The organism is Colwellia sp. MEBiC06753 (assembly GCF_053470325.1).
The window spans coordinates 142,464-167,603 of sequence record NZ_JBQMTM010000007.1; the positions used below are offsets into that span (position 1 = coordinate 142,464).

Here is a 25,140-nt window from a genome sequence, read left to right on the forward strand (position 1 = left end):
TGCGAGTTTCTACCTTTTCCCGAACGTCAGTTATAGCGATCAGCTGCTTTGCGGTGATCTTTTTATTAGCCATGTATCAAGTGGATAATACTTTGGCAGCAAACCGGCTTCATATTGCTGAATATCAACAACTAAAATCATTAACGACGGTTGATTTTTATCGCACCATTGCTCGTTATTTACAATCTGGCGATGCTAGTTTATTAACCACAGCTGAAAAGCAAATTGACCAAATAAATCAAAGTGGTGAGCGTTTAGCGATTGCCGAGCTTACCGAAACCTTGGCGCAAAAATCTGCCAAGTTAAAAACTGATATCGACACTAAATATCGCGCGCTAGGGAAATTAAGTGGCGATCCAATGGCGTTGCTGAGAAATAGCGAGCAAGGCATGTTGTCGCTAACCGCCAGTCTGGCCGACTATGCACTTAAATCATCCGAGCTAGAAAGCAAACAGCAACTTAATTACCTCAGCACTACCCAGCAAATATCGTCAGCGTTAAGTGCAGTCATTAATATTCGGGAAAAACTCTTTGCTAGTGATGAACCTAATGTCGCACTGATCGACCAACCACTAAAAACCTTAGCTCGTTTAACAGATCAGCTAACACAATTTCCTTCATTAAATATTATTGAAACCAGCGATGATGACGAGGACAGCCTAGTTGACGATGATGACTTACTGCTAGGTGATGACGACGAACAAGTTGACCTAAGTGAAGAAGCGCTAAGTGAACTAACTTCATTAGTCGCCAGATACCGTGGTGAAATTGCTAACACGCTTGAGCAACAAGTAATGAAGCAGCAAGGTTTAAAGCTACTTAACCAAGACGTACAAGCGTTGGAAACTATTATTTTGGCAGGTGAATCAGCCATTCTGGCGGAGCAAGAAAATATTAATAATCGCATCACTTGGGTGGTTATTATGTTGATGTCAATTTTAGTCATTTTCCTTGCGGCTAATTATTGGTTAACGCGCTCTGTCGTGCTTAAACCCCTGCGCCGATTACGCGACAGTTTTGTTACTTTAGTGCAAGAAGGGCGGGTTGATTTAATTACCGGTATTGATCAAGGCACCGAGCTTGGCCAAATTTCCACTAGCTTTAACCAAATGGTCTCGCAATTAGCGGAAGAAGATAAGCAGAAAGCACAGCAGTTATCGATGGTTTCTAGTGCCATGCAAACCATGGAATCTCAGGCGCAAACCATTTTAAATTCCTCAGAAACCACCAATGAACATTTAGTGGCAGCTGGTGAAATTATGCAGGCTTTAACTCAGGTAACAGATACTGTTCATACGTTGTCACAGCAGGTAGTGGAAAATGCCCAAGCAACCGAAAGTGCGATGAATGATAGCCAACTGCAAGTTACCGAAGTGCTTAAAGCTAGCGAGGAAACCAATGGCGCAGCACAATCAGGTAAAGAAGCCATTTTATCGTTAACGCAGTCGGTAGATAGTGTTGGCTCTATTGTTGATGTGATCAGCGCCATTGCTGACCAAACCAATTTACTAGCGCTAAATGCTGCGATTGAAGCGGCACGAGCAGGTGAGCATGGTCGAGGTTTCTCGGTGGTTGCTGATGAAGTACGTCAATTAGCTGGCAAAACTCAAGATTCGCTGAAACAGGTCAGTGAACGTTTAGCGCAGTTAAATACTGCTAGCAGCGCACTAGAGCAAAATATTTTTGGTATTGAGCAAGCATCAGGTCGCCAGCAAGAAATTTCGCAAGTGTTAAAAGATAATGCAGAAAAAGTGGTGGCGCAGGCAATTGCTTCAGCTACGGTAGCGGCAGATTCTTTAGAGCAAATTACTCAACAGCGTCATCATTTTGCAGAGTTTGAGCAAGCCATGGCTAGCGTTAATAATGAAGTAGGGCATTCAAAAACCTTGGCTGAAACTATTTCCCATGATGTTGCTACGCAAATGCGAGATATTAGCGAAACCTTGAAGCTGGTTTCATAGCATTTTTCTGGTAATAATCAGCAGTTAAGCACTGCAAACTAACCTCTGATCTTCTACAATAGGATCAGAGGTTTTTTTATGGCTAAATCACTGTGTAAGTGGAAAAAGAAAGATATTGAAAAAAATATCCATGAATTAATCCACATTGTTGATAAACCTAGGTTTATCTGTAAAGACTGTGCCCGAAGTGCACACGATAAAGGCTTTTTATGCAAGCCAATTAAATTGGCGTAACTAATGCCTAATATATGCCTAGCAAATGTTTAATCAATGCTTAACCAATAGCGAACGATAAAGAGAAATTATGATTGCGTTAAATGAAAAAATGCCAAGTGGCCAATTACAAGAATTAAAAGACGGCAATATGTTAACCCACAATACTGACGAATTATTTGCCGGTAAAAAAGTGGTGTTATTTGCCGTACCTGGCGCATTTACCCCAACTTGTTCAGCTGCACATCTGCCAGGCTATGTGGTGTCAGCCGATGAATTAAAAGCTAAGGGGGTAGATTTAATTATTTGTTTATCAGTAAATGATGCCTTTGTCATGCAAGCCTGGGGTGAAGCGCAAAACGCTGAGCATATTGCCATGATGGCTGACGGTGACGGTAGTTATACCCAAGCGTTAGGCTTAGCAATGGAAACAGGGACTTTTGGAGGATTACGCTCGCAGCGCTATGCGATGATCATTGAAGACGGTGTAGTCACTCACTTAAATATTGAAAAGCCAAAAGAATTTGAAGTAAGTGGCGCAGAAGTAACGCTTAACGCTTTGTAATCGCAGTTATCTATATCGATAACATAATACAAACGATAACAATTATCATTGTGTATCCATTTGTTTTTATTGGATTTGTTTGATTTTTGTGATCGGAAAAGGCAAAATGCGCCGATTGAACCAACACGAGGTATTCACATGCTTAAACCAGCGATGGTCGACCAACTAAACGATCAAATTAACTTAGAGTTTTATTCTTCTAACCTTTACTTACAAATGAGCGCATGGTGCGAAGAAAAAGGCTTTGAAGGTGCCGCTGAATTTATGCGTAAGCATGCTAATGAAGAAATGGGTCATATGAATCGCCTTTTCACTTATGTCAGTGAAACCGGTGCTATGCCAATTTTAGGGGCAATTGAAGCGCCACCACATGACTTTGATTCATTAAGCCAAGTGTTTGAAGCTACCTATCAGCACGAATGTTTAGTTACCGAGCGTATTAATGCCTTAGCGCATGCGGCATTTACTAGCCAAGACTATTCAACATTCAACTTCTTACAGTGGTATGTTGCCGAGCAGCATGAAGAAGAAAAACTATTCAAAGGCATTATCGATAAAATTGAATTAGTGGGTAATGATGGCAAAGCGTTATTCTTTATTGATAAAGACCTTGCGGAATTAGCCAAAACAGGTTCAGAAAGTATCATGACTAATTCGCCAGCATAAACATGTTAGTAATTGATTTTAACAAGGGGGCTGACTAGCTCCCTTTTTTTTATCGCTCTGGTGTAGCTTATCGCTTTATAATAGCGCTTTCCTTATTCACTGGGCATATTGATGTCAGCTAAACAAATTGATGTATTAATTATTGGCGCTGGTGCCGCAGGGCTAATGTGTGCCGCTACTGCAGGTTATCGCGGGCGCTCGGTTACCGTGGTTGATATGGGCAAAAAGCCTGGCCGAAAAATTTTGATCAGTGGCGGTGGCCGTTGTAATTTCACCAATGAAAATGCCAGCCCTGAAAATTATTTATGCCAAAATCTGCATTTTGTTAAATCATCATTAAGCCGTTACACCGCGCGAGATTTTATTGAATTGGTTGACCGTCATGGTCTGGAATATCACCATAAAACGCTTGGTCAGCTATTTTGCAACAATTCCGCCCAAGATATTGTCGATATTTTACTGACCGAATGTGATTGGGCTGGCGTTAATCTTGCGCTGCGCAGTGAAGTGCTATCGGTTGAAAAAAACGAGTCAGGCTATTTAGTTAATACTAGTGGTGACAGTTATCAATGTCAGTCGCTGGTTGTGGCCTCAGGCGGTTTAACTATGCCAAAACTGGGCGCTACGCCAATTGGCTATAAAATTGCGGAGCAGTTTGGCTTAACTGTGTTGCCGACTATGGCGGCATTAGTGCCTTTTACTTTGCACGATCACGACAAGCAACGCTTTGAAGGCTTATCGGGCATTAGCATAGATTGCTTAGTTAGTAGTGAAGACGGTACGGCATTTCGCGAAAATATTTTATTTACTCATCGCGGCCTATCAGGGCCAGCTATTTTACAAATTTCCTCATTCTGGCGAGCTGGACAAGCGGTAACCATTAATTTATTACCCGAGTCGCCAATCAGTGAATTAGTGGCAACATGGCGCCAAACCAGTGGTCAAAAATCACTGAAAAATATGCTATCAACAGTGCTACCAAAGCGTTTTATTGAAAGCCTCGTTAATCATAAAGACATTACCGACAAAGCTATTAGCCAGTTAAGTAATGATGAAGTACGCTATTTATCTCAATATTTGCACCACTGGCAAATTAAACCCAATGGCACTGAGGGTTATCGCACAGCCGAAGTCACTTTAGGTGGTGTCGATACCGATGAACTTTCCAGTAAAACCTTTGAAGCGAAAAAAGCGCAAGGCTTGTATTTTATCGGTGAAGTGATCGATGTTACCGGCTGGCTTGGCGGCTACAATTTCCAGTTCGCTTGGAGCAGTGGCGTCGCCTGTGGGCAGGCGTGTTAGTGTTGTGTAAGGCAGTTTGCTGTTTTTATCAGATTTTTCTTAGGACTAATCTCGACTAGTCTTGAGGTGCAAATATAGCCACCTTTTACAAATCGGGATCACCTAACACTCCACAAAACTTTACCGAGACTGTGCTTCAAAGTGTCAGAGAAATATGCACTTACCTACAGTGAACAACATAGGTGTTGGACTAGGTTGTTGATTTAATAAATAAATTTAAATTGAGAGCAAATCTTGCATGGTTCTGAAAGACAACAAAAACAAATCATCTCTTCACTCAACTATAGGCAAGCCAAGATGGAACCTCTCAATAAAACAAGGGCACTACTTTATGCTGCTGTGGTAAGCGTATTTACACTCATTTCCAGCAGTGTAAATGCTACGCTAATTCCAGCGGACTTATCAATTGAATCCAACATTTGTTTCGGAACGGGTTGCGCTAAACTCCCACCTATTCGAACCGATGTTACCTATAACGGCCAGATAAATGGAATTGGGTTTAATGATTCTGATCAAGGTGCTTCATCTGATAAGACGTTTACCGAAACCGGTGATAATGCTGAGGCCTACATTTCAAATGCAATAACGGGGAGTGAGTTTTTTTCTGAGCTAAGTTCCTTCAATATGTATTTTAGTTTCAGCGTGTTGAATAACTCTGCAACAGACAGCTTTGATGTGACTTTTGGACTGGATTTCTTCCTTGAAGCCTATGCAAATGTTATGGCATTTGATCCTAACGCAGGGCCACAATCTTCACCCATAGGCGCGGATTCGCTAGTAGATGTTTATGTTGGCGACAGTAACGGAAGTATTTTGTCTAATTTGATTGAGTTAGGAGGTGGTGGAAACACAATTAATGGTACGACATTTCCAGATCAATATGGCGGTTATTATCAAATGCTTGGTTCAGACTCCTTTAGCCGCTCTCTGGCTGCAGGTAGCAGTTATAACTTTTTTGGATCTTTTTCCGTTTCCTTAGATGACGAAAATTTTAACCCTAACTCTACAGCTATGGGAACAGCCTCTCTCTCAGTAGAACTGCTTGATGTCACCAATACTACGCCGATATCTGAAGACCCGACAGCTAATATACCTGAGCCATCACTGCTACATCTAATGCTGGCAGGTTTAATTGGTTTATTGGTAAGACGTAGAAAATTCTAATAACGAATCATCGGGGATACCTCGTTGATATTTGAGGCTAGCCTTTAGCTAATACATGCTAGCGTCAGAAACAAACATTATTGGTTAAATTTGTTTGCCAACATTTTTAAGTGATCACTTTCTTTTTCGAAGCAGCTGATATGACGCCATAGTGTCATTGGCGCCTTTGCCAATTTTATCTGACGCTAAATGAATGGCAGTAACACTATTATTTAGTGCATTCGCCGATTGAATTTGTTGCTCAGTCGCTTCAGAAATATCACTACCTAATTCAGCGATTTGCTCTGACGCCTGACGAATATCGTTGAAAGCGTCAGCGGCATCTTTAACACCTTCTAAATCTGAGGTCATCTGGCTTTGGCTTTCGGCCATTTGTCTTACTGCTGTTTTAGCTTTAGTTTGGAGCAGCTCAACATTTTCACCAATATCGGCTAAAGCTTCTTGGGTTTTTAATGAAAGTTGACGTACTTCACCAGCAACTACCGCAAAACCTCGACCAGCTTCACCTGCTCGGACTGCTTCAATCGCAGCGTTAAGTGCCAGTAAATTGGTTTGTTCGGTGATGGTTCGAATAACATCGGTGATCACTGTGATTTTCTCACTTTGAGCGGCAACCTCGTCGATGATATTCGCGGTACCGGTTAACGACTCAGATTCCAACTCAGACTGCATGGTGGTTAATAATTCAACCATTTGATTAAACGGCGCCAACATTGGCTCAAGCATTTCCGTGCGAGTATCATTTAACAGACATTTGTCGATCAATTGAAAGTAGTTGTCTTGCATTAAACGATAGTTATTGAGCTGATTTTGAAAGCTGGTTAGCTGTTGTGAAAGCATTGATGTATCGGCAATATTTTTCATTGCTTGAAAGGCTATCGCCAAATTTTCAACAGTGCCAACTAAACATCGATGCTTGCTTTTGCAATATCTTAATTGTGTAGCTGTTATCGCTTGGCTTTTGCGCTAAGCCATAACAGATATGCAGCGGTAATAGGTGTTCCTCTCGCGGGTGACAATACTTAGCATCAGGCGCAAGATGCCAGTTGTTTAAGCGCTTCTTACGCTCTGCTTCCGATAGTTTGTTGCTGGTGATGGTTTCGGTCAACCAATTGTCGAACGCGATGTTTTTAAGGTTACTTGCTGCCTGATCAGGCGCAAAAAATGCCGCCATATTGTGAAACGAAAAACCAGAGCCTATCACTAACAAATTATTCCATGCTAATTTGCTAAGGGCTTCACCAATAGCTAAGTGTAAATTTGAATCGAGCGATTGTACCAATGACAACTGCACACAAGGAATATCAGCATCGGGATACATGATTTTTAACGGCACGAACATGCCGTGATCAAAGCCGCGATCTTGGTCTAATTGGCAATCAATACCTGCTTGTTGCAAGCTTTGATAAATGGCTTGCGCTAATGCTGGCTCGCCTAAATTTGGGTATTGAATTTCATAGGCTGCTTCGGGAAATCCGTAATAATCGTAAATTAAAGCAGGTTTAGGATTTGCCGTTATTGTTGGCATCGATGCTTCCCAATGGGCGCTAATTACTAGAATAGCGCTTGGTTTGCGAATACTTTGTGCCAGTTGCTTTAACGTGGTGACCATGGCTTGATGCTTAGGGTCGCCAAGTAATGGCATTGGGCCACCGCCATGAGAGATATAAAATATGTTTTTATTTTCTGTCATGATTTTCTCCAATTAGCTAGAAAAAGGGCCCAATTAGCCAGTACATGTTAAAAAATAGGCTGATAAGCTAGCAGGTGTTACTGGCGTATACCTTCTACATGCAGCTCTAATAGCACAGTCGTTGGCCCTAAAATTTCTTTCATACCGTAATCGGCTAAGCGAATTTGTGTGGTACCTGAAAAGCCAGCACGGTAGCCACCCCAAGGATCTTTACCTTCACCAATTTTCTCAGCATCAATCACAATATTTTTGGTGGTGCCGTGTAAGGTAAAGTCACCGTTTACCGTTAATTTGCCATTACCGTGATCGGTAATTTTACTGCTGACAAATGAAGCTTTAGGGAATTTAGCGGTATTTAAAAAGTCATCACTGCGTAAATGCTTATCGCGCTCAGCATGATTAGAATCAAGGCTAGTAGTGTCGATATTTACTTCAATTTTGGCCGCGTCGACATTACTTTCATCGTATGAAAATTTACCGTCGAAGGTGTTAAATCTGCCGGTAAGCCATGAAATACCTAAATGCGAGGTTTTAAAATTGATGCTAGCGTGTGCGCCTTTGGTATCAATAATATAGTCTGCGGCATTGGCCAACGGTGATAATGCACCTAACAATAGGGCAGCAATTAGTGTTTTTTTCATCCTAGTTCTCCAGTTGTAAATTAAGGTAATTGTTAATGTTTTAAGTTAATGTCGTAAATTAATGTGTTTCTATTCGAGGCGACAGCATACGTTTTAAGGTATTGTCTTTGTTAATAAAGTGATGCTTTATTGCGGCAAGCGCATGAATCGCGACTAAAATCATTAACCCATAAGCACTGTATTGATGGATAAGCCCAGCGATATCTTCTTGTTGATCAATTAAGCTGCCGGCACTTGGAATGGTGAACCAAGAAAACAGTTCTATGCCTCGGCCATCAGCGGTAGAAATTAAATAACCAGTTAAACAAATCACCAGCACTAATAGATACAGCAGCGTATGGGCAATCTTAGCCCCAGCTTGTTCTATTGAGCTGCCCATTGCCACTGGTGCAGGATTTGTTTTTTTCCAAACCATGCGACTGATCAGCAGAGCAAACAGCAGCAAGCCAACACTTTTGTGCAGGTAAGGTGCAGTTTTATACCACTGGCTGTAATAGTTTAACTCGACCATCCACCAACCTGAGGTGAACATGCCAATAACAACAAGAGCGGTCAGCCAGTGAAAAAAAATGGCTAGCCAACCATAAGTTGTTGTAGTGTTTTTAATCATTTCTACCTCTGCATGTTGTTAAACGATTAGCGATCAAAGCTAACGGCTTTACCAATGAAAATAAGTGTACTATTAATCTTTTATATGATTAATAGCGCTTAGGTTGTATAACTATCAACAGTGCGTTGATAATTGGCGTGAGTAATTATTGTAGGTAAGTTGAGTATTATGATTCGAGTCGATTTATTAAATGTCTTTGTTACTGTCTCAGAAGAAGGCAGCTTTACCAAGGCTTCAGAGCGGTTGGGAATGTCTAATCAATTGGTGAGCAAATATGTTGCTCAACTGGAAGAGCACCTGAATACTCGCTTACTTAATCGCACCACCCGAAAAGTATATGTAACCGAAGCGGGTGAGAAATGTATTCAATACGCTAAGCATATTTTGGAAAGCGTTAATGAAATGGAAGAGCAGTTTGGTGAGCTGCAAACAGAGGTCAAGGGCACATTAAATATTAGCGCGCCGGTATCATTTTCTACTTTGCATTTAGCTAACTTCCTTTGTGAGTTTAAACGGCAATACCCGAAAATAGCGCTAAATGTTCAGTTAAATGACCGGAAAGTTGATGTTATAGAAGACGGTTATGATATTGCACTTCGGATTGGGCAGTTAAAAAGCTCGTCGTTGATCGCTAAAAAACTAGCACCGGTTAGGCTAGTGGTTTGTGCCTCGCCAGATTATATTAAAGCCAATGGCATGCCGAAACACCCTACTGAACTAAACCCTGAACACTTACTACATTATCGCTATGCCGATTTTGATAAACCCGATAATGAGTTATTAAAAACTTTTAAATTGTATAGCCAAACTAAACGAGCGACTATGGTGGCTAATAATGGTGAGCTACTGATGGCGGCTGCTATTGCTGGCGAGGGTTATACTTTACAACCTACTTTTATTGTTGGAGAGGCAATAAAGCAGGGGAAACTTCAAACCATGCTTGAAGGCTTCGAACCCGAAGCGATAGGGTTATACGCGGTTTATCCGCATCGAAAATTAATCACCTCAAAAGTAAGAGCATTTATCGACACCATTGACGGATTTTTTGGGTCGCCACCTTATTGGGATGCGTTTTAGTCGCTGTTTTTAATCTAACATTGTTTATAAAAAAGCCCCAACAATTAGGGGCTAGATTAACGGTTTAACTTGTTAACTGCTTAACTGTGTTAAAACTGATTTCCTATTAACTAAAATCATCAAATGCAATTTGCTGCTCACTAATTTGACGTCGTTTTAGCATCTCTATAGTTTCAGACATCATAGTTGCAGGCCCGCATAAATAGAACGCTAGGCTTGATGGTTCAGGTAACTGTGGCCAGATTTCTGCCAATAATGATTGGGCGTAGCCGGTAGCGCCTTGCCAATGATCAGTTGGCTTTGACAATATTGGCAGATAGCGAAAACGCTGATTGGTTTGCGCTAATTGCTTAAACTCCCGTTGATATACCAAGTCTTGTTCAGTGCGCGCTCCATAAATAAAGATGATTTTGGTTGGGTTATTAACCACAAGTTGCTCATCAATAATTGCTTTTAATGGCGCAATACCAGAGCCTGCTCCAATTAACACTAATGTTGTGTTCGCGTCAGGTAACTTGTGTTGGGGGGTTATCGCGAAATCTTGAAATGGCCCTAACGCTTCAATGGCTTGTCCTATCGCAAGATTACCCAAGTAATTTGAGCCAATACCGGGCAAGTATTTACTGTCTTTTTCTTGAGTTGGCGCTTGCTGCATTTTGATAGTAAAAACTAGTGTATGACCATCGCCGGTATTAGCAATTGAGTAACTTCGTGAACAAGCATCAAATGCATAGCTTTGATCAGGCGTTTGTTGCCAACGAGCCTGAAATTCAACGGGTAAGTCTTTCGGACGAGCTTGGCCTTGACCTGCATGAATTAAAAAGCGCATAAAGGCACCAGCACGGTAACTGACATTATCACCCAGCACGGTAAAGGTAAGCTCTTTGATATCAGGGCTGATAAAGCGATTTGCCACCAATTTCAGCGTGTGTTTTTTCGCGTCACTGACATCAATTAAGGTCATATGATCAACATCGCTAGCAAAATGTTGACAGGCTAGTCGGTAGCCTTCGGCTAACTGTTCTTGGCTAAATTGCTGAGCATCGGCAGACGTGATGCGGGTATTGGGGCTGATCAGCACCTGACATTGACCGCACGTACCACCGCCGCCGCAACTTGAAGGCAAGACAACATGATGTTCGGCAAGCTCATGCAGCAGGTTGTTAGCAGTTGATAACGACACTTCACCTAAGCTTTGTTGATGATTATCAAACAGCTTGACCTTACTTTTTTTGGTAAACCACGGCAATTTGTATTGGCCGTTGATCGCTAGGTTAACAGTCCAAATAATGCCAGTAATCGACAAGCCTAGCACCAGTAACGCAGATAACATCATCGGGATATTATTAAAGCTGCCAACATTGGTGTAATCCATAAAATGCAGCATAAAGAAAATATCGGCGAGCCGTTTATCATCGTCACTATGTCCGACTAATCGCCCTGAGCCTGCTTCAATGTAAACACTGGTATTAACATCATCGCTAAAGTTAATTTGCCAGCTGGCGTTTTTCTGCTTGGGAAAATCATCAATAGCGCCATTAATAAGCGTAGCTGAGTCAATGGTTCCTGGGCCATTGTATGACTGCATAGCCAATTGGCTCGCTAAGTTTTTATCAATGGTTAATCGTTCACCACTGTAGGCGTGATAAAGGCTGTAGCGATTACGGAAATGCCGATATAAACCATGCTCATGGTTAAGCAAATAATACGGTTCGCCGAGTAGCTGAATCAGGCTAATTGAAGTCGCAGCATCTGCTTTAGCTAAAATACTCGCTGGCTCTAACAATTGAGCACTATTAAGTGGGGCTTGTTGATGATGGGCGCGATATTGGTGACCTGCGGCTTTGCGATGGTCCATCAAGTTAAAGTAAAAACCTGATAGCAACCAAATCAGCAGTTGAATACCAACAAGCAACGACAGCCATTTATGAATTTTTTTAAGCTTATTCATTAATGGCACCTCTAGAGCTTAAGTTACTGGTTAGCGGCTGTTTAACCGGAGTCACAAAGGGAGTATTACTTTTAAATATTCGGTAAAAGGTTAAACATAAACCACAAGTGGCGGCCAATAACCCGAATAGTACCGTCCAAAATAATAATTGGTTATCGGCCTCACTGTCTTGGTAATCCATGACATGAAAACGGAACATCCAATCAAATAAGCGCCACCACTCGTGGACCTTACCAACAATTTCACCTGTCGTGGCAGAGATATAAATTGACGGTGCGCCAAAATTATCAAAATTCACACGCCACGCAGGTAATACTTTGGGGTTCAATTCAAATGGAGGGTTTTGTTCAATTAACTGGGTATTTATTACCGCGCCATCACCGGTGTATTCATGCTGCGCTATTTTTACCGCTAGCGCTTTGGGTAACGGTGATAGTAGTTCACCGTTAGTGGCATCAACTAAATATTTATTTTCCCCTTGGCTAAAGCGATAAACCGGTGTATCGATAAATACACCAAGTGATAAGTCATCAGGTGTGCCGTACTTAGTAGCTAACTCGGCCAAGGTGTAATTGATCTTGTTACTATTGATTTTGGTTTGCTGGTTGTTCACTAAGCTATCGCCGTGAATATAGTCAATATCAAAGAACACCATATAAGCGCCGGTTACCGACCAAATAACAAATTGAGCACCTAAAAATGCCATTAACCATTTATGATATTTACGACTGGTTTTTAGCAAACTAAATGGTGCTTTGTGATGGTGTTCGAGCTTGGTCGACTTCCACAATAAATAGACAGCCGGTAACACTAATAACGTCAGCACAATGGCACTGGCCATGCCGCCTACCATAGGTGCAGCGATGCGGCTCATCACTTCAGAGCCAGTACCGCTGCCATATAAAATTGGCATTAAACCAATAATAATGGTCGCTACTGTCATCATGACTGGCCTTACACGTAAGCCTGCGCCTTGGATAATTGAAGCAACTAACGCTTGATGATCAAATGCTCGACCTTCGGCTTTTGCCGCGCTTTGTGCTTCATTGTAGGCTTGGTTTAAATAGACCAGCATGATCACGCCAATTTCGACGGCAACCCCAGCCAGTGCGATAAAGCCAACACCAACGGCGACTGAGAAATTAAAGCCTTCAAGATACATCAACCAAATGCCACCGATCATTGCCAGTGGCAGCGTACCCATAATAATGGCTACTTCGGCAAAACTGCGGAAGTTCAAGTAAAGCAAGACAATGATAATGGCTAGGGTCAGCGGCAAGACATAACTTAACTTCTCTTGCGCGCGCTCCATATATTCATATTGTCCGGCCCAGCTAATGGAATATCCGGCAGGCAAGTCAACTTCACTGGCTACTTTTGCTTTGGCACCAGCGACATAACTACCAATATCGACGCCATCGATATCAATAAACGTCCAACCATTAATTCGCGCATTCTCACTTTTAATGCCTGGCGGCCCGTCTTCGACATAAACATTGGCAACATCAGCTAGGGCAATACGTTGGCCTTTCGGCGTAACAATTGGCAGCTTTTGCAATTGCTCTGGCGAGTCACGGTAATCTTGCGGATAGCGCAGGTTAACCGGATAACGCTCTAATCCTTCAACGGTTTGTGTCACATTCATACCGCCAATGGCGGTTGCCACCACTTGCTGAACATCGGCGATATTAAGGCCAAAGCGTGCAGCCTTAACTCGATCAATATCGACTTTAATATAACGACCGCCAGCAACGCGCTCAGAATAAACCGAGGCGGTGCCTGGGTAATCTTTAAGTACAGTTTCAAGTTGCTGACCTATTTTTTGGATAACCGCTAAATCACTGCCTGCCACCTTAATACCGACCGGTGTTTTTATACCGGTGGCGAGCATATCAATTCGGGTTTTGATTGGCATTACCCAAGCATTGGTTAAGCCCGGAAATTGCACCAGCTTGTCGAATTCTTGTTTTAAGCTTTCGGTAGTTACCCCGTCTCGCCATTCACTTTTCGGCTTTAATTGAATAAAGGTTTCAATCATGGTCAGCGGCGCTGGATCGGTGGCGGTTTCAGCGCGTCCCACTTTACCGAATACCGATTGTACTTCAGGTACAGTGCGGATCAGTTTATCGGTTTGCTGTAATAGCTCACGAGCCTTACCTATGGATATGCCGGGGTAGGTAGTTGGCATATACATTAAGTCACCTTCATCAAGTGGCGGAATAAATTCACTGCCAATTTTATCTAGTGGTGAAAAGCCAACCCAAGTGATTACTAATGCAGCAACTATCGTCGCTTTAGGGTAGGTTAGTACTAACTTTAAAATTGGTTTGTAGCCAGCAATAAGGGCGCGGTTAACCGGGTTTTTATGTTCGGAAATAACCTTGCCGCGAATAAAATAGCCCATTAATACTGGTACTAAGGTAATGGCTAAGCCAGCGGATGCTGCCATGGCATAGGTTTTAGTATACGCCAGTGGCGCGAACATTCGGCCTTCTTGGGCTTCCAGAATAAATACCGGTAAGAAACTTACGGTGATAATTAATAAACTAAAAAATAACGCAGGCCCGACTTCACTGGCTGATTTAGCAACCAGCTGCCAGCGCGCTTCGTTAGTGAGTGGCTTGTCTTTGGTATAGGCTTCCATATGCTTATGCATATTTTCTATCATGACAATAGCGCCATCAGTCATAGCGCCAATGGCTATGGCAATACCGCCAAGTGACATGATATTGGCATTAATGCCCTGAAAATACATGATGATAAAGGACACTAAAATGCCGAGCGGCAAGCTGATAATAGCGACAATGGATGAACGGACGTGGAATAAGAACACCACACACACCAGGGCAACAACGGCTAATTCTTCAATCAGCTTTGACCATAAGTTATCAACTGCTCGTTCAATAAGGCCAGATCTGTCATAAACGGTAACGATTTCTACGCCATCGGGTAGGCCTTTTTTCAGCGCTGCTAATTTGGCTTTTACTCCGTTAATGGTTTTTTGCGCATTTTCACCATAACGCATCACCACAACACCACCAACGGTTTCACCTTCACCGTTAAGTTCGGCAATGCCGCGGCGCATTTGCGGACCCACTTTAATATCAGCTACATCACCTAATAGCAGTGGCGTGCCATTAACGTTTAGACCAAGCGGAATAGCGTCGAGATCAGCAACCGATTGAATATAGCCTGAAGCGGTAACCATATATTCTGCTTCTGCCATTTCCACTACTGACGCGCCAACTTCTTGGTTACCTTGGCTGATCGCGGTTTGAATTAAACTTAACGGAATATCGTAGGCGCGCAATTTATCAGGATTTACCATCACCTGATATTGCTTAACCATGCCGCCAATTGCCGCGACTTCTGAAACGCCGTCAACGGTTTGCAGTTCATACTTTAAAAACCAGTCTTGAATACTGCGCAGTTGGCTAATATCGTGCTGACCAGTTTTATCAATTAATGCGTATAAATAGACCCAGCCGACACCGGTGGCGTCTGGCCCTAACTGCGGTTTGGCCGAATCAGGTAAACTCGGCGCGACTTGCGATAAATATTCAAGTACGCGCGATCGCGCCCAATACAGATCGGTATCATCATCAAAAATAATGTATACGTAGGAGTCACCAAAAAATGAGTAACCTCGCACAGTTTGCGCCCCCGGCACCGACAACATTGCCGTGGTTAATGGGTAAGTTACTTGATCTTCCACCACTTGCGGTGCTTGCCCTGGGTAGGACGTTTTAATAATGACCTGTACATCCGACAGATCTGGGATGGCATCAACCGGTGTATTTTTAAAAGCAAATAAGCCGGCGCCCACTAAAATTAACGTGGTCAGCAACACAAAAAAGCGGTTGAAGACTGACCAATGTATAATACGTTCTATCATGTCAGTCTCGCTTAATGGTTCATGTGTTGGCTATGTTCCATCTCTGGCATAGCGTTATTTTCAGCTTTTGAATCAGCTGGTTTTAAATCAATAATCACTAAGTCATCGCGTACTTCAAAGGTAAAGGTAATGGCTTGCCCTTGCTGAAGTTGTGACAAGTCAATTTGCTCAGCAGCAATAAAATCCATAGTGGCAGCAGGGCGATCCCATTTTTCAATGGCGTCGCGGCTAATATTCAACACTCGGCTTTCAAGGGCAATCGTATTAATAACACCGTTAACCGTGGCCGATGGTACTTGCATGGTTTCGTCGGACTCAGGCCCAGGTTCAGACATAATATGGATGCCTGTTACTTGATAGCCGCCATCTTGAGATTTCGTTACTTCAAAATGTAAACTTTGCCCAGCGCTTAATGCATTAATATCAACACTGTCGGCGACGATAAAATCCATGGTCATTTCTGGCCAATCCCATTCATCACTAGGACCATGGCTGATATTAGCCATGCGGTGATCAGTCATTACGCTATTAACCTGACCTTCAAGCCATACCGAGTTAGGTGTTTGGTCTGCGGTCATACGTTTAAAATCAGAATTCTTACTTGATTCTGAATCAATAAGAAACTGCGCAGAAGTGACCACTACATCATCTTCATTAAGGCCACTGACAATTTCAATGTACTCTTGACCCACTTGCCCGACACTAACTTCAATTGATTTAAATTGTCCTTCGCCCAATGCCAATACGACGCGGTCTTGTTTACCCGTTCTAATTACTGCTTCTTTGGGCACAACCAGTGCATTGTGATCGGCATCAGATGAAATACTAATTTGCGCGAACATATTCGGTTTTAATTGATAACTGGGGTTATCAAACTTTAACCTTACTCGTAGGGTGCGGGTTTCATTATTCAGTGTTGGATAAACATAATTGACCACACCGTGCCATTGTTTGTTGGGCAGATAATCTAAGGTCATGGTTACCGGTAAATCGGCTGTAATAAGCGCGGCATCACGCTCGAATACTTCGGCTTCTACCCAGACTTGATCAAGTTGGCCAATACTCATAATGGTGGTGCCTGGCCCAACATAAAAACCTTCTCGTACCGCAAGGTTTTCAACTACACCGGATTGCGGTGCATAAAAGGTTACGGTTTGTTGAACTTGTTTGGTGGCAATTAAGCTATCAATAAACTTAGGTGACATTTGCAATGCCAACAAACGCTTTTTAGCTGCCCCTACTAAATGTTGGCTTTCTTGATTCAGGGCTATCAACATTTCTTTTTGCGCATTAACTAGCTCTGGTGAATACAGTGCGTAAAGTGGCTCGCCCTGTTTGACTTTATTGCCTTCGGCTTTAATAAATAACTGTTCTATCCAGCCATCCACTCTTGGATGAATATGCACTAATTTGTCTTCATCATATTGCACATAACCGACGGTATTAATTTCGGTGCGCATCGCTTTTAGTGCAACGGGTGCTGTGCGCACACCAAGGTTATTAATAACATTAGGTGCAATTTTTACTGCACCAGGGCCGTGTTCATCGGCAGAATTGGCTTCTTCATATACCGGAATTAAATCCATGCCCATTGGTGACTTACCCGGTTTATCTCGGCGATAGTTAGCATCCATTGGTGCCACCCAATACAGCGGCTTTTTCTCGTCACTGTTGCTGGCTTGCTGCTCTGAAGCTGGGTTGCTTGGCGTTAATGTCACAGCGATAATTGCGCCAAGTGCTGCACCTAAGGTAAGTGTTATTAAGGTTTTAGAATTAGTTGGCATGGTTTGACTCCATTGCTAGGTGCGTATGTGGCTTGGTAAGCAAATAATTTAATCGGGTGATAGTTTTTAATGCATCTACGTCAATTTTGATTTTAGCGATAGTGGTATTTAATTCGGTAATACGAGCCGATACGACATCAGCAAAACTTCCGTCATCATTGGTATAAGCGGTTAATGCCGCTTGAGCTTGTTCATGGCTTTGGCTTACCAGTTGCTGCTGGTATAGCGATTGGCGTTGGTGAATCCGATTAAGGTTGCGTAATTCTTTATCAACCTGCGCCATTATATTGCGCATTAGTAATAGCTTTTCGGTGTATACGGCTTCAGACTCTGCAACTGAGGCAGTGACTTCTTGATCTTGACGATTTTCAGTAAATAACGGTAAGTCAAAAGTTACACCAACGGAAAAAAAGTCGGCACGGCTCATGCCGTTTGGCGCATCATCACGATAAGCGTAACTGGCATTAACCCCCCATTGCGGTTTATAAGATTGCTTAGCCAATTCAACGCCTTTTTTCGCCACTTGCTGTTTAACATCAATTGCTTGAACCGCAGGGTGTTGAGCAATAATTTGAGCTAATTGCTGTTGGTTATACTGCTCGGTTAAAACTATCTGGCTATAGTTTACGGTAAGCTTAGGCAGCTCCTGTGCTATAGCAACTGATTGCAAATGCTGATAAAGCTCAGCACTATTTGAGTGTGATTGATTCTGTTCAACTGGCGTTAGCCATTCTGACAGTGTGGCAATTGCTGTATCTAATTTTTGTTGTTCGGTCACTAGCAAATCATCGAGGCGAACTAATTCTAATTGCGCGCGAATAACATCTTGCTGGCGCGTTTTGCCTAACGTAGTGGTGTAATTGGCTTCGGCAATTTCCACCATTTGTTCAAATAACACTTTGTCTTTGTTAATTAAATTAATCGTTGTTTGGGCAAGATAGGCATCTAACCATAATTGGCTGACTTGTTGTTTTACTTGTGCAACACGATTAGCACTTAATAACGGGAAACTACTGGCCTGAGTGCTAAGCTGTGCTTGTTTAATCGCCAAGCTATCGCCACGTGGCAGCATTTGGCTGACACCAACTTTCAGTTGGGTCATGGCCTCTTGATTAAATTGCCAACCGTCAGTGGGTAAATTCATCGCACTAATCGACAGTTGTGGATCGGGTAAGGTTGATGCTGCTTTGCTGCGGGCTAATGTTGCAGCTTGTTTAGCGCTATTGCCTTGATGCCAAGGATCGTTTTGCTGCGCTAGTGCAACTGCTTGTTGTAAGGTTAATGGCTGAGCCACTAACGACATCGGCAAAAATAAAAATAGTAAATAACAGAGTTGTTTCATTTTACCTCCAGAAAATCTGGAATTTGTGTAAGTTTTTGGCTTAAGTTATTCGAATTAAAAAATTAACTGAATGAAAAATAACTAAATAATAAAAGCCAGCTTAACTCAGTGCAGCAAATTTTAGGCGCACTGATCCTAGATTAGGCAAAAATTGGTGGGCGAAACAGCTCGGAAATTGAAGTAAGGCGTTGGGCAGGATCGATATAAAATGCACGCTCAATGTTGTTCACTTTAGGGTGCTTAATTGGCGTTGCTGTTAAGAATACCACATGACCGCAGCCCGTTTTCGGGCAATAGCAATCATTTACACAGCATTCTTTATTATCTTGGCTATGAGGTTGAACATTAGCAGCCATAGGGCTTTTCATATTAGCATGATCATGATTGGTCATTGATGCCATCGACATCATTTCATGATGGCTGGAGGTATTAGCTGAATGTTTGGTGTGCATTGAAATATCACAAGACATCGCAGACGATGCTAATGCTTGCCCAATTAGTGCAAACATAAAGCTGACAATTACGAATACTTTAGATATCGACGTTAACATTAGCGAGTTCCAAACCCGATCCCATAGAGAAACACGCAGGAAAAGTACCACAGAGCAGTAGACCGGAGCAAGTATTGTCCTTAATTTGATGATGACTCAATGCTAGCAGCAAGCGTTTCATAGGCCTGTTGGTAGCGTTTATCTTTGGCATACATAGTGGCCAAAAAGCGCGTCAGTTCAATATCATCTTTTACTAGTCCGCTATTTTTGGCAAGCGTGATAGCGTCATTTAATTGTTGATAACACAAAGTACTGGCTTCATTTCTGCAACTAAATTCGGCCACTTTTTTATACACTAATAGCTGTACTCTGGTCGAAGTGACTTTCGTCGCGCTGTCTTTTGCCAGCTCAAGTGATTTTTTCGCCGACTCTATTTGACCTAGATGTTCTTGATATTCAGCCAGTCTGGATAATGAAAATGCCTGATTTAAAAAGTTCTTATCTTTACTCGCCCATTGATAAGAAAGTTCCATGGCGTCGGCCGCTTGCTGATAATGGCCTTGCTCTTGTTCAATTCGCCCTAAGTTGTAATAGCTGATTGATATAAAATGTTTACTGCCAATTTTTTCAAAAATTGGAATGGTTTGTTGAATCGGGATTCGGGCTTGATCAAAGCGATTTAAATTGCGTAATACCGCACTATATCGTTGTAAAAGCACGCCTTTGTCTAAGTCATCTTTTAAATACGATAAGTATTTTTGGATCAATTTTAAATTGAGTTCTAATTGATTATCTTTTTCTAAAATTACGTTGGCAAAGGTTAGTTCTATTAATGCCGCTGCTTCTATCGTTGGTGTACTACTTTGTTTGGCACTTTCATAGGCCGCTTGTGCGGTGAGTAAAAACAACTCGTACTCTCGGCGCTGGTAATGTGCGCGTGCTTTGTTAACGAGTGCACTTGAGTACCAAGCTTTATCAAGCATGCCTGAAGCCATTGCCTGTTCAACATAAGTGAGTATTTTTTCTGATTGATCAACGAAGTACGCCACTTCTGACAACAGAACCAGTAATTTTGCTTGTTCTTTTGGCGACATTTCGCTGTTTAGTTGTGCCTGCAATTCGTAAAAGGTTTGTTCAGGTTGAATGGCAATGGCTTGATTATAACTAGTGAGGTTAATTTCTGCCGCGTTAGCCGAGGCATGGCTAAAAATAAAGTAGCTAAGGGTTAAACAAATCAACAACGTTTTCAAAATGATAGCTTGGCCTTGCGAATTCAGAAATTGAAGGGAGTTGTTTTAGTTATTACATTTTTAGCTAAAAACTTCAAACCATATATTATGGCTTTGTCGCGATAGTTTTATGATGACACAATAAGTGAGAAACGCAGGTATTAAGTTTACGCGTTAACTTAGCCTAATTGAGTGAAGGAAATAAAAATTAATGAATATACTGATTTTAGGCAACAAAGACCTTGCGACTAATTATGCGCTTAATATGTTATTACCTCAACTCAGAGAACAACACCAAGTGCATTTATGGCTGTCAGCACAGGTTGGTAAACAAAGTGAGCGTCCGCGCCAGCTTCAGCTGTTAAAATTTTTTGAGCAAGACTTATTTAATTCGATACTTAGTCCGGCCTTGGCTGGTAGGAGTACAGCGAGCTTTCAAACATTTGAGAACTTTACTACTTGGTTGTCGTCGGAGATTAAGCAGGTCAGTCAAATTAACTCAGCTGAGTCTATAAGCGCAGTGCATGAACTAGCGCCAGATTTAATTATATCCATACGCTTTGGTGGCATTTTAAAAGATGAAATTATTCAAATACCTAAACAGGGGGTTGTTAATTTACATTCTGGTATTTTGCCAAAATATCGAGGGGTGATGGCGACGTTTTGGGCGATGAAAAATGGCGACAGCCAAATTGGTACTACGTTACATACTATCGATGATGGCAGTATAGATACTGGAGAAATTATTAAAATTTCTAAGCATGCGGTTGTACCTGCCAAATGCTATTTAACTCATGTGCTTTCGCTTTATCGTCAGGGCGTGGTTGATATTATCGTTGCCGTTGATTGCTTAGCTAAGGGACAAAAACTTACGACCTTACCCCAAGAAAGTAGCGATAGTTATTTTACTTTTCCAACATTGCAAGACTGCCATGACTTTGCGGCCAAGGGCTTTGAGATGGTTAATGAGCAAGACTACTTAGCTTTTATGAGAGAACATTATTTATAACAACATCAATTAATAACTATTACGCGACAAAGAAGTTTGCATTTGCGGAGCTATGCACAGAGTGTAAGTAATCAGTTTGGTTATAACTAAAAACGGCTAGTTATAAATATTAATACAAATGAGAACGATTGTTATTTGCATGAGATTTACGTTTGATTACACTACGGCTCGTTAATTTTTCAAATGAGCCTTAGCAATGACAACAAAAAAAGTAAGCCAAGATAAAAATCAATTGTTTGGTGCTAGCGCACTTGCCGCAGCAATGGTATTTGCTACCCCAACAGCGTTTGCTGAAGATGTAAAATCAAACTGTGAACAAGTTGATCAAGAGGCGTGTGAAGCCCAAGACGCCATGGAACGCATTCAAGTACACGGAATGCGCAGTTCTATTTATCGTTTTGACAAATCAGGCGACCCTCGCCGCGTTGCTGACTTAGTCGACACACCAACCACTATTACCGTACTGACTCAAGACCAAATTCAAGAATCAGGAAATACTGATCTTAAAGATATTTTATCGGCCCAAGCTGGTGTGACCTTAGGCACTGGTGAAAACGGCAATGCTTTTGGTGACCGTTACATTATTCGCGGTCATGAAGCACGCAGCGATGTTTTTGTTGATGGTTTGCGTGATCCTGGCATGACCACGCGTGAAAGCTTTGCGACTGAGCGAGTTGAAATTACGAAAGGGCCAAGTGCAACATTTGCTGGTCGCGGCTCTGCAGGTGGTGCGGTTAATTCAATTACTAAGCAAGCATCAACTTCTTACAACTTTGGACGTGTTGATGCCGCAATTGGTACCGACGAACATACTCGATTAACGCTTGATTATAATGTTTCAGTGGCAGAAAGTGCAGCGCTGCGGATAAACGCCTTGCATGCCCAAGAAGATAAGCCAGGTAGAGAAGGTATTGAACGCGAACGCAAAGGTGCACAGCTTTCAGGTGTTTATGACGTTTCTGAAAAATTAAAATTCCTTGCCGATGTTTATTACTTACAGGCGAATGATATTCCTGATTTAGGTAGTTATTTCGACCGTGATACCCGAAAGCCAGTTGAGGATATTCCGGTATATGCACAAGATTCAGATTTCTTAGACTCGGAAGTGACTACCTTTACCTTACGCACTCATTACAATATTAGTGATAACTTACGTTTTTATAACGCTACCCGTTATGGTGAAACAGAAAATGGCTACATCACCACAGGTATTCGTGGTGGCAATCGTGCTGATACTGATCCAGTAGCGCCGAATGCGGCAACTATGTCATTAAGCTCGCACCAAGGCTGGCAGAATGTTGATTATTTTGCGACGCAATTTAACCTATTTTGGGATTTCACTGCGGCTGATTTTAAACATCAATTAGTGTTTGGTTTGGAATACAGCGACGAATCAGTTGATAACGGTGTTTATAACATTAGTTACGGTAATGAAGGTAACTGTTTACTTAATGGTCGTCGTGGTGTTTCTGCTGGTTACTGTATAGTTGATGGCAACGGCAATACCCTAGACAATATTTCGGGCATTATGAACCGCTCATATACTCGCGGCGATGCTGATGCCTTATATGATATTGAAACGGTATCAATTTACTTTATGGATACCGTTCAATTAACTGAAAAAGCCAGCTTGTTCTTTGGCCTGCGCCAAGATAGTTTCGACTACAGCAATGACACGGTAAGTCGTGGTGAGTCAAACTTATATGCTTATGATGACGATCTTTATAATGGTCACTTAGGCTTGGTTTATGACTTAAATAAAGACACTAACTTTTATTTAACCTACAGCACAGCAACCAATATTAATGGCGGTGAGTCTGATTTAGGCGCTAACTGTGGCTACGGCGGTTTATGTGGTGATCCAGAACAAGCAACCGTTGCTGACCCAGAAACAGTTGAAAATATTGAGCTAGGCACCAAAGTGATGTTTGGTGATGAACTGATGTTCACTGCTGCCCTATTTCGTATGACTAAAGACGATGTCATGGAAAGCGTAGGTGATAGCTACTCAACTTTAGGCTCGTTAAATACTGGTAAAAACCGTGTTGAAGGTTTAGAAATTGGTTTGGTTGGCGAAATTACTGAGCAATTAAGTGTGCAGTTATCTGCTGCGGCAATGGACTCAGAAGTACTTGATTCATTTAATGAAGATTACATTGGTAAAGCATTAAGCAACTTTGCTGACAAGAGTGCATTTGTACAATTACGTTACCAAATTAATGAGCAATGGGTAGTTGGTGGTGATTATTCTTACCAAAGTAAAATGTATGGCGGCCAACCTGATACCGCAGCTGGCTATGATCAAGAAAATAATCAGTACAGCATTGTCGTACCAAGCTATCAAGTTGTTGGCTTGTTTGCGAATTATTACCCAACAGAAACCTTATCATTTAGGTTAAATGTCGGTAACGTTTTTGATGAAGAATATTGGACAGCGGCATATCGTTCAGGGTCGTTTATGTACTTAGGCGATGCTCAAAATGCTCGTTTAACCATGAACTATGAATTTTAGTTAAGAGGCAAAAGATGGTTGTTATTGAACAGATATTAACGCAAGCGGAAGTTCAGGAATTTGCCCAAATACTTGAACAGTCCCCTTGGCTAGATGGCAAGAAAACCGCCATGGGTATGGCCAGTCATGTTAAAAACAACCATCAAGCCGATGGTGAACACCCTAATATTCGTGCGCTAGCTAATCGGTTACTAGCGCGCATTGGCGAAACGCCGCAATTAATTTCTGCGGCTTTACCACACAAAATTTTTCCACCGTGCTTTAATCAGTATGGTGAGTCAGAACAGTACGGCTATCATGTGGATGCTGCTATTATGCGTTTGCCAAATAGCCAAGAAGTATTGCGTAGCGATGTTTCGATGACAGTGTTTCTTAATGAGCCTGAAGAATATGAAGGCGGCGAGCTTGTCATTGCCACTGAATTTGGCGAACAAAAAGTTAAACTTAGAGCAGGGCAAGCGGTAGTTTATCCGTCAAGTAGCTTACATAAAGTTACTGCAGTAACCAAAGGCAAGCGACTTGCTGCAATTACCTGGATGCAAAGCATGATTGCTGATGCCAATTTACGGCAGATATTGTTTCAGTTAGATAAAAGTATTCAAAACCTTATTGCACATCAGACGGCGGATAGAGCCGAGTTAGATAGACTTCATCATGTTTATCACAACTTAATTCGACACCATGGACAACTTTAATCTGATACCTTAGTTATCAAATCTTAGTTATCAAATTTTAGTTATCAAGAGCCAGTTTTACTTCTTATTAAACAGGCGCTAGCCTCTGATTAATACTGCTTAAGCTACTGTTCAATTAATTCATTAATAGACATTAATACCTGATCAGGGCTTTCAACTTGTGGGTAGTGACCAACTTCAGCTAGACAAACCACATCAGCATTCGGTATCAGCTTGTAACAGTCAAATAAACTTGGAGACTTCTTTAGGCTCTTTTTCTTAATTTCATCTCATATTCTGCTGGTGAGATGTTCCCCAATTTATAATGTCGCCGTTTCTGATTATAAAACGGCTCGATGTA

21 protein-coding genes are annotated in these 25,140 nt (G+C 41.9%); 10 read left to right on the plus strand and 11 right to left on the minus strand.

The features are described 5' to 3' along the window. Nucleotides 1-53: 53 nt before the first annotated feature. The 6 genes from ACOB82_RS07880 to ACOB82_RS07905 all read left to right on the plus strand — a co-directional run bounded on the left by ACOB82_RS07880 (nucleotide 54) and on the right by ACOB82_RS07905 (nucleotide 5,871). Nucleotides 54-1,961 (plus strand): methyl-accepting chemotaxis protein, encoded by a 1,908-nt coding sequence (locus ACOB82_RS07880; RefSeq protein WP_448212424.1) that lies wholly within the window; start codon nucleotides 54-56, stop codon nucleotides 1,959-1,961. A gap of 78 nt (nucleotides 1,962-2,039) precedes the next feature. Continuing rightward, nucleotides 2,040-2,195 (plus strand): hypothetical protein, encoded by a 156-nt coding sequence (locus ACOB82_RS07885; RefSeq protein ID WP_448212425.1) that lies wholly within the window; start codon nucleotides 2,040-2,042, stop codon nucleotides 2,193-2,195. Between the two features lie 70 nt (nucleotides 2,196-2,265). Next, the gene (locus ACOB82_RS07890) at nucleotides 2,266-2,739 is read left to right on the plus strand and encodes a redoxin family protein (protein ID WP_448212426.1); all 474 of its coding nucleotides are present in this window, start codon (nucleotides 2,266-2,268) and stop codon (nucleotides 2,737-2,739) included. 138 nt (nucleotides 2,740-2,877) lie between these two features. Continuing rightward, the gene (gene ftnA / locus ACOB82_RS07895) at nucleotides 2,878-3,405 is read left to right on the plus strand and encodes a non-heme ferritin (RefSeq protein WP_448212427.1); all 528 of its coding nucleotides are present in this window, start codon (nucleotides 2,878-2,880) and stop codon (nucleotides 3,403-3,405) included. 111 nt (nucleotides 3,406-3,516) lie between these two features. Further along, complete coding sequence (locus ACOB82_RS07900; protein ID WP_448212428.1) at nucleotides 3,517-4,707, plus strand: NAD(P)/FAD-dependent oxidoreductase; 1,191 nt, start codon at nucleotides 3,517-3,519, stop codon at nucleotides 4,705-4,707. A gap of 234 nt (nucleotides 4,708-4,941) precedes the next feature. After that, complete coding sequence (locus tag ACOB82_RS07905) at nucleotides 4,942-5,871, plus strand: PEP-CTERM sorting domain-containing protein (protein WP_448212429.1); 930 nt, start codon at nucleotides 4,942-4,944, stop codon at nucleotides 5,869-5,871. Between the two features lie 114 nt (nucleotides 5,872-5,985). Here ACOB82_RS07905 and ACOB82_RS07910 read toward each other — a convergent pair whose 3' ends face one another. The 4 genes from ACOB82_RS07910 to ACOB82_RS07925 form a co-directional block, all read right to left on the minus strand. Next, nucleotides 5,986-6,756, minus strand: a complete 771-nt coding sequence (locus ACOB82_RS07910) for a methyl-accepting chemotaxis protein (RefSeq protein ID WP_448212430.1) — start codon at nucleotides 6,754-6,756, stop codon at nucleotides 5,986-5,988. Between the two features lie 4 nt (nucleotides 6,757-6,760). Further along, nucleotides 6,761-7,564 carry a DODA-type extradiol aromatic ring-opening family dioxygenase gene (locus tag ACOB82_RS07915; protein ID WP_448212431.1) on the minus strand — a complete coding sequence of 268 codons (804 nt, stop codon included), beginning with the start codon at nucleotides 7,562-7,564 and terminating at the stop codon, nucleotides 6,761-6,763. 77 nt (nucleotides 7,565-7,641) lie between these two features. Further along, nucleotides 7,642-8,205: a YceI family protein gene (locus ACOB82_RS07920; protein ID WP_448212432.1), complete on the minus strand. Its 564-nt coding sequence runs from the start codon at nucleotides 8,203-8,205 to the stop codon at nucleotides 7,642-7,644. Between the two features lie 58 nt (nucleotides 8,206-8,263). Then, nucleotides 8,264-8,815, minus strand: coding sequence for a cytochrome b (locus ACOB82_RS07925; RefSeq protein WP_448212433.1), 552 nt, complete (start codon nucleotides 8,813-8,815; stop codon nucleotides 8,264-8,266). A 168-nt stretch (nucleotides 8,816-8,983) separates the two neighbouring features. Between ACOB82_RS07925 and ACOB82_RS07930 the strand changes: the two genes are divergently transcribed. Further along, nucleotides 8,984-9,892, plus strand: a complete 909-nt coding sequence (locus ACOB82_RS07930) for a LysR family transcriptional regulator (protein ID WP_448212434.1) — start codon at nucleotides 8,984-8,986, stop codon at nucleotides 9,890-9,892. 106 nt (nucleotides 9,893-9,998) lie between these two features. Here ACOB82_RS07930 and ACOB82_RS07935 read toward each other — a convergent pair whose 3' ends face one another. From ACOB82_RS07935 to ACOB82_RS07960, 6 genes are all read right to left on the minus strand, one after another. Further along, entirely contained in the window at nucleotides 9,999-11,843 is a 1,845-nt protein-coding gene (locus tag ACOB82_RS07935; protein WP_448212435.1) for a 2Fe-2S iron-sulfur cluster-binding protein, read from the minus strand. Then, entirely contained in the window at nucleotides 11,836-15,738 is a 3,903-nt protein-coding gene (locus ACOB82_RS07940) for an efflux RND transporter permease subunit (protein WP_448212436.1), read from the minus strand. Before ACOB82_RS07940 ends, ACOB82_RS07935 begins: the two co-directional genes overlap by 8 nt. Before the next feature lie 11 nt (nucleotides 15,739-15,749). Next, complete coding sequence (locus tag ACOB82_RS07945; RefSeq protein ID WP_448212437.1) at nucleotides 15,750-17,522, minus strand: efflux RND transporter periplasmic adaptor subunit; 1,773 nt, start codon at nucleotides 17,520-17,522, stop codon at nucleotides 15,750-15,752. Then, a complete protein-coding gene (locus tag ACOB82_RS07950) occupies nucleotides 17,512-18,864 on the minus strand; it encodes a TolC family protein (protein ID WP_448212438.1) in 1,353 nt (450 codons plus the stop codon). The genes ACOB82_RS07945 and ACOB82_RS07950 overlap by 11 nt, the downstream gene beginning before the upstream one ends. Before the next feature lie 140 nt (nucleotides 18,865-19,004). After that, on the minus strand, nucleotides 19,005-19,415 hold the full coding sequence (locus tag ACOB82_RS07955) for a hypothetical protein (protein WP_448212439.1): 411 nt from the start codon (nucleotides 19,413-19,415) through the stop codon (nucleotides 19,005-19,007). An 80-nt stretch (nucleotides 19,416-19,495) separates the two neighbouring features. Continuing rightward, on the minus strand, nucleotides 19,496-20,605 hold the full coding sequence (locus ACOB82_RS07960; RefSeq protein ID WP_448212440.1) for a hypothetical protein: 1,110 nt from the start codon (nucleotides 20,603-20,605) through the stop codon (nucleotides 19,496-19,498). 190 nt (nucleotides 20,606-20,795) lie between these two features. Here ACOB82_RS07960 and ACOB82_RS07965 point away from each other — a divergent pair, with 190 nt between their 5' ends. The 3 genes from ACOB82_RS07965 to ACOB82_RS07975 all read left to right on the plus strand — a co-directional run bounded on the left by ACOB82_RS07965 (nucleotide 20,796) and on the right by ACOB82_RS07975 (nucleotide 24,800). Then, nucleotides 20,796-21,593, plus strand: a complete 798-nt coding sequence (locus ACOB82_RS07965; protein ID WP_448212441.1) for a formyl transferase — start codon at nucleotides 20,796-20,798, stop codon at nucleotides 21,591-21,593. Between the two features lie 196 nt (nucleotides 21,594-21,789). After that, nucleotides 21,790-24,105, plus strand: coding sequence for a TonB-dependent receptor (locus ACOB82_RS07970; RefSeq protein ID WP_448212442.1), 2,316 nt, complete (start codon nucleotides 21,790-21,792; stop codon nucleotides 24,103-24,105). A gap of 14 nt (nucleotides 24,106-24,119) precedes the next feature. After that, nucleotides 24,120-24,800: a Fe2+-dependent dioxygenase gene (locus ACOB82_RS07975; RefSeq protein WP_448212443.1), complete on the plus strand. Its 681-nt coding sequence runs from the start codon at nucleotides 24,120-24,122 to the stop codon at nucleotides 24,798-24,800. A gap of 244 nt (nucleotides 24,801-25,044) precedes the next feature. On the opposite strand, the gene ACOB82_RS07980 is transcribed toward ACOB82_RS07975, so the two are convergent. Then, complete coding sequence (locus ACOB82_RS07980) at nucleotides 25,045-25,137, minus strand: IS3 family transposase (protein WP_448212447.1); 93 nt, start codon at nucleotides 25,135-25,137, stop codon at nucleotides 25,045-25,047. Nucleotides 25,138-25,140 lie beyond the last annotated feature (3 nt).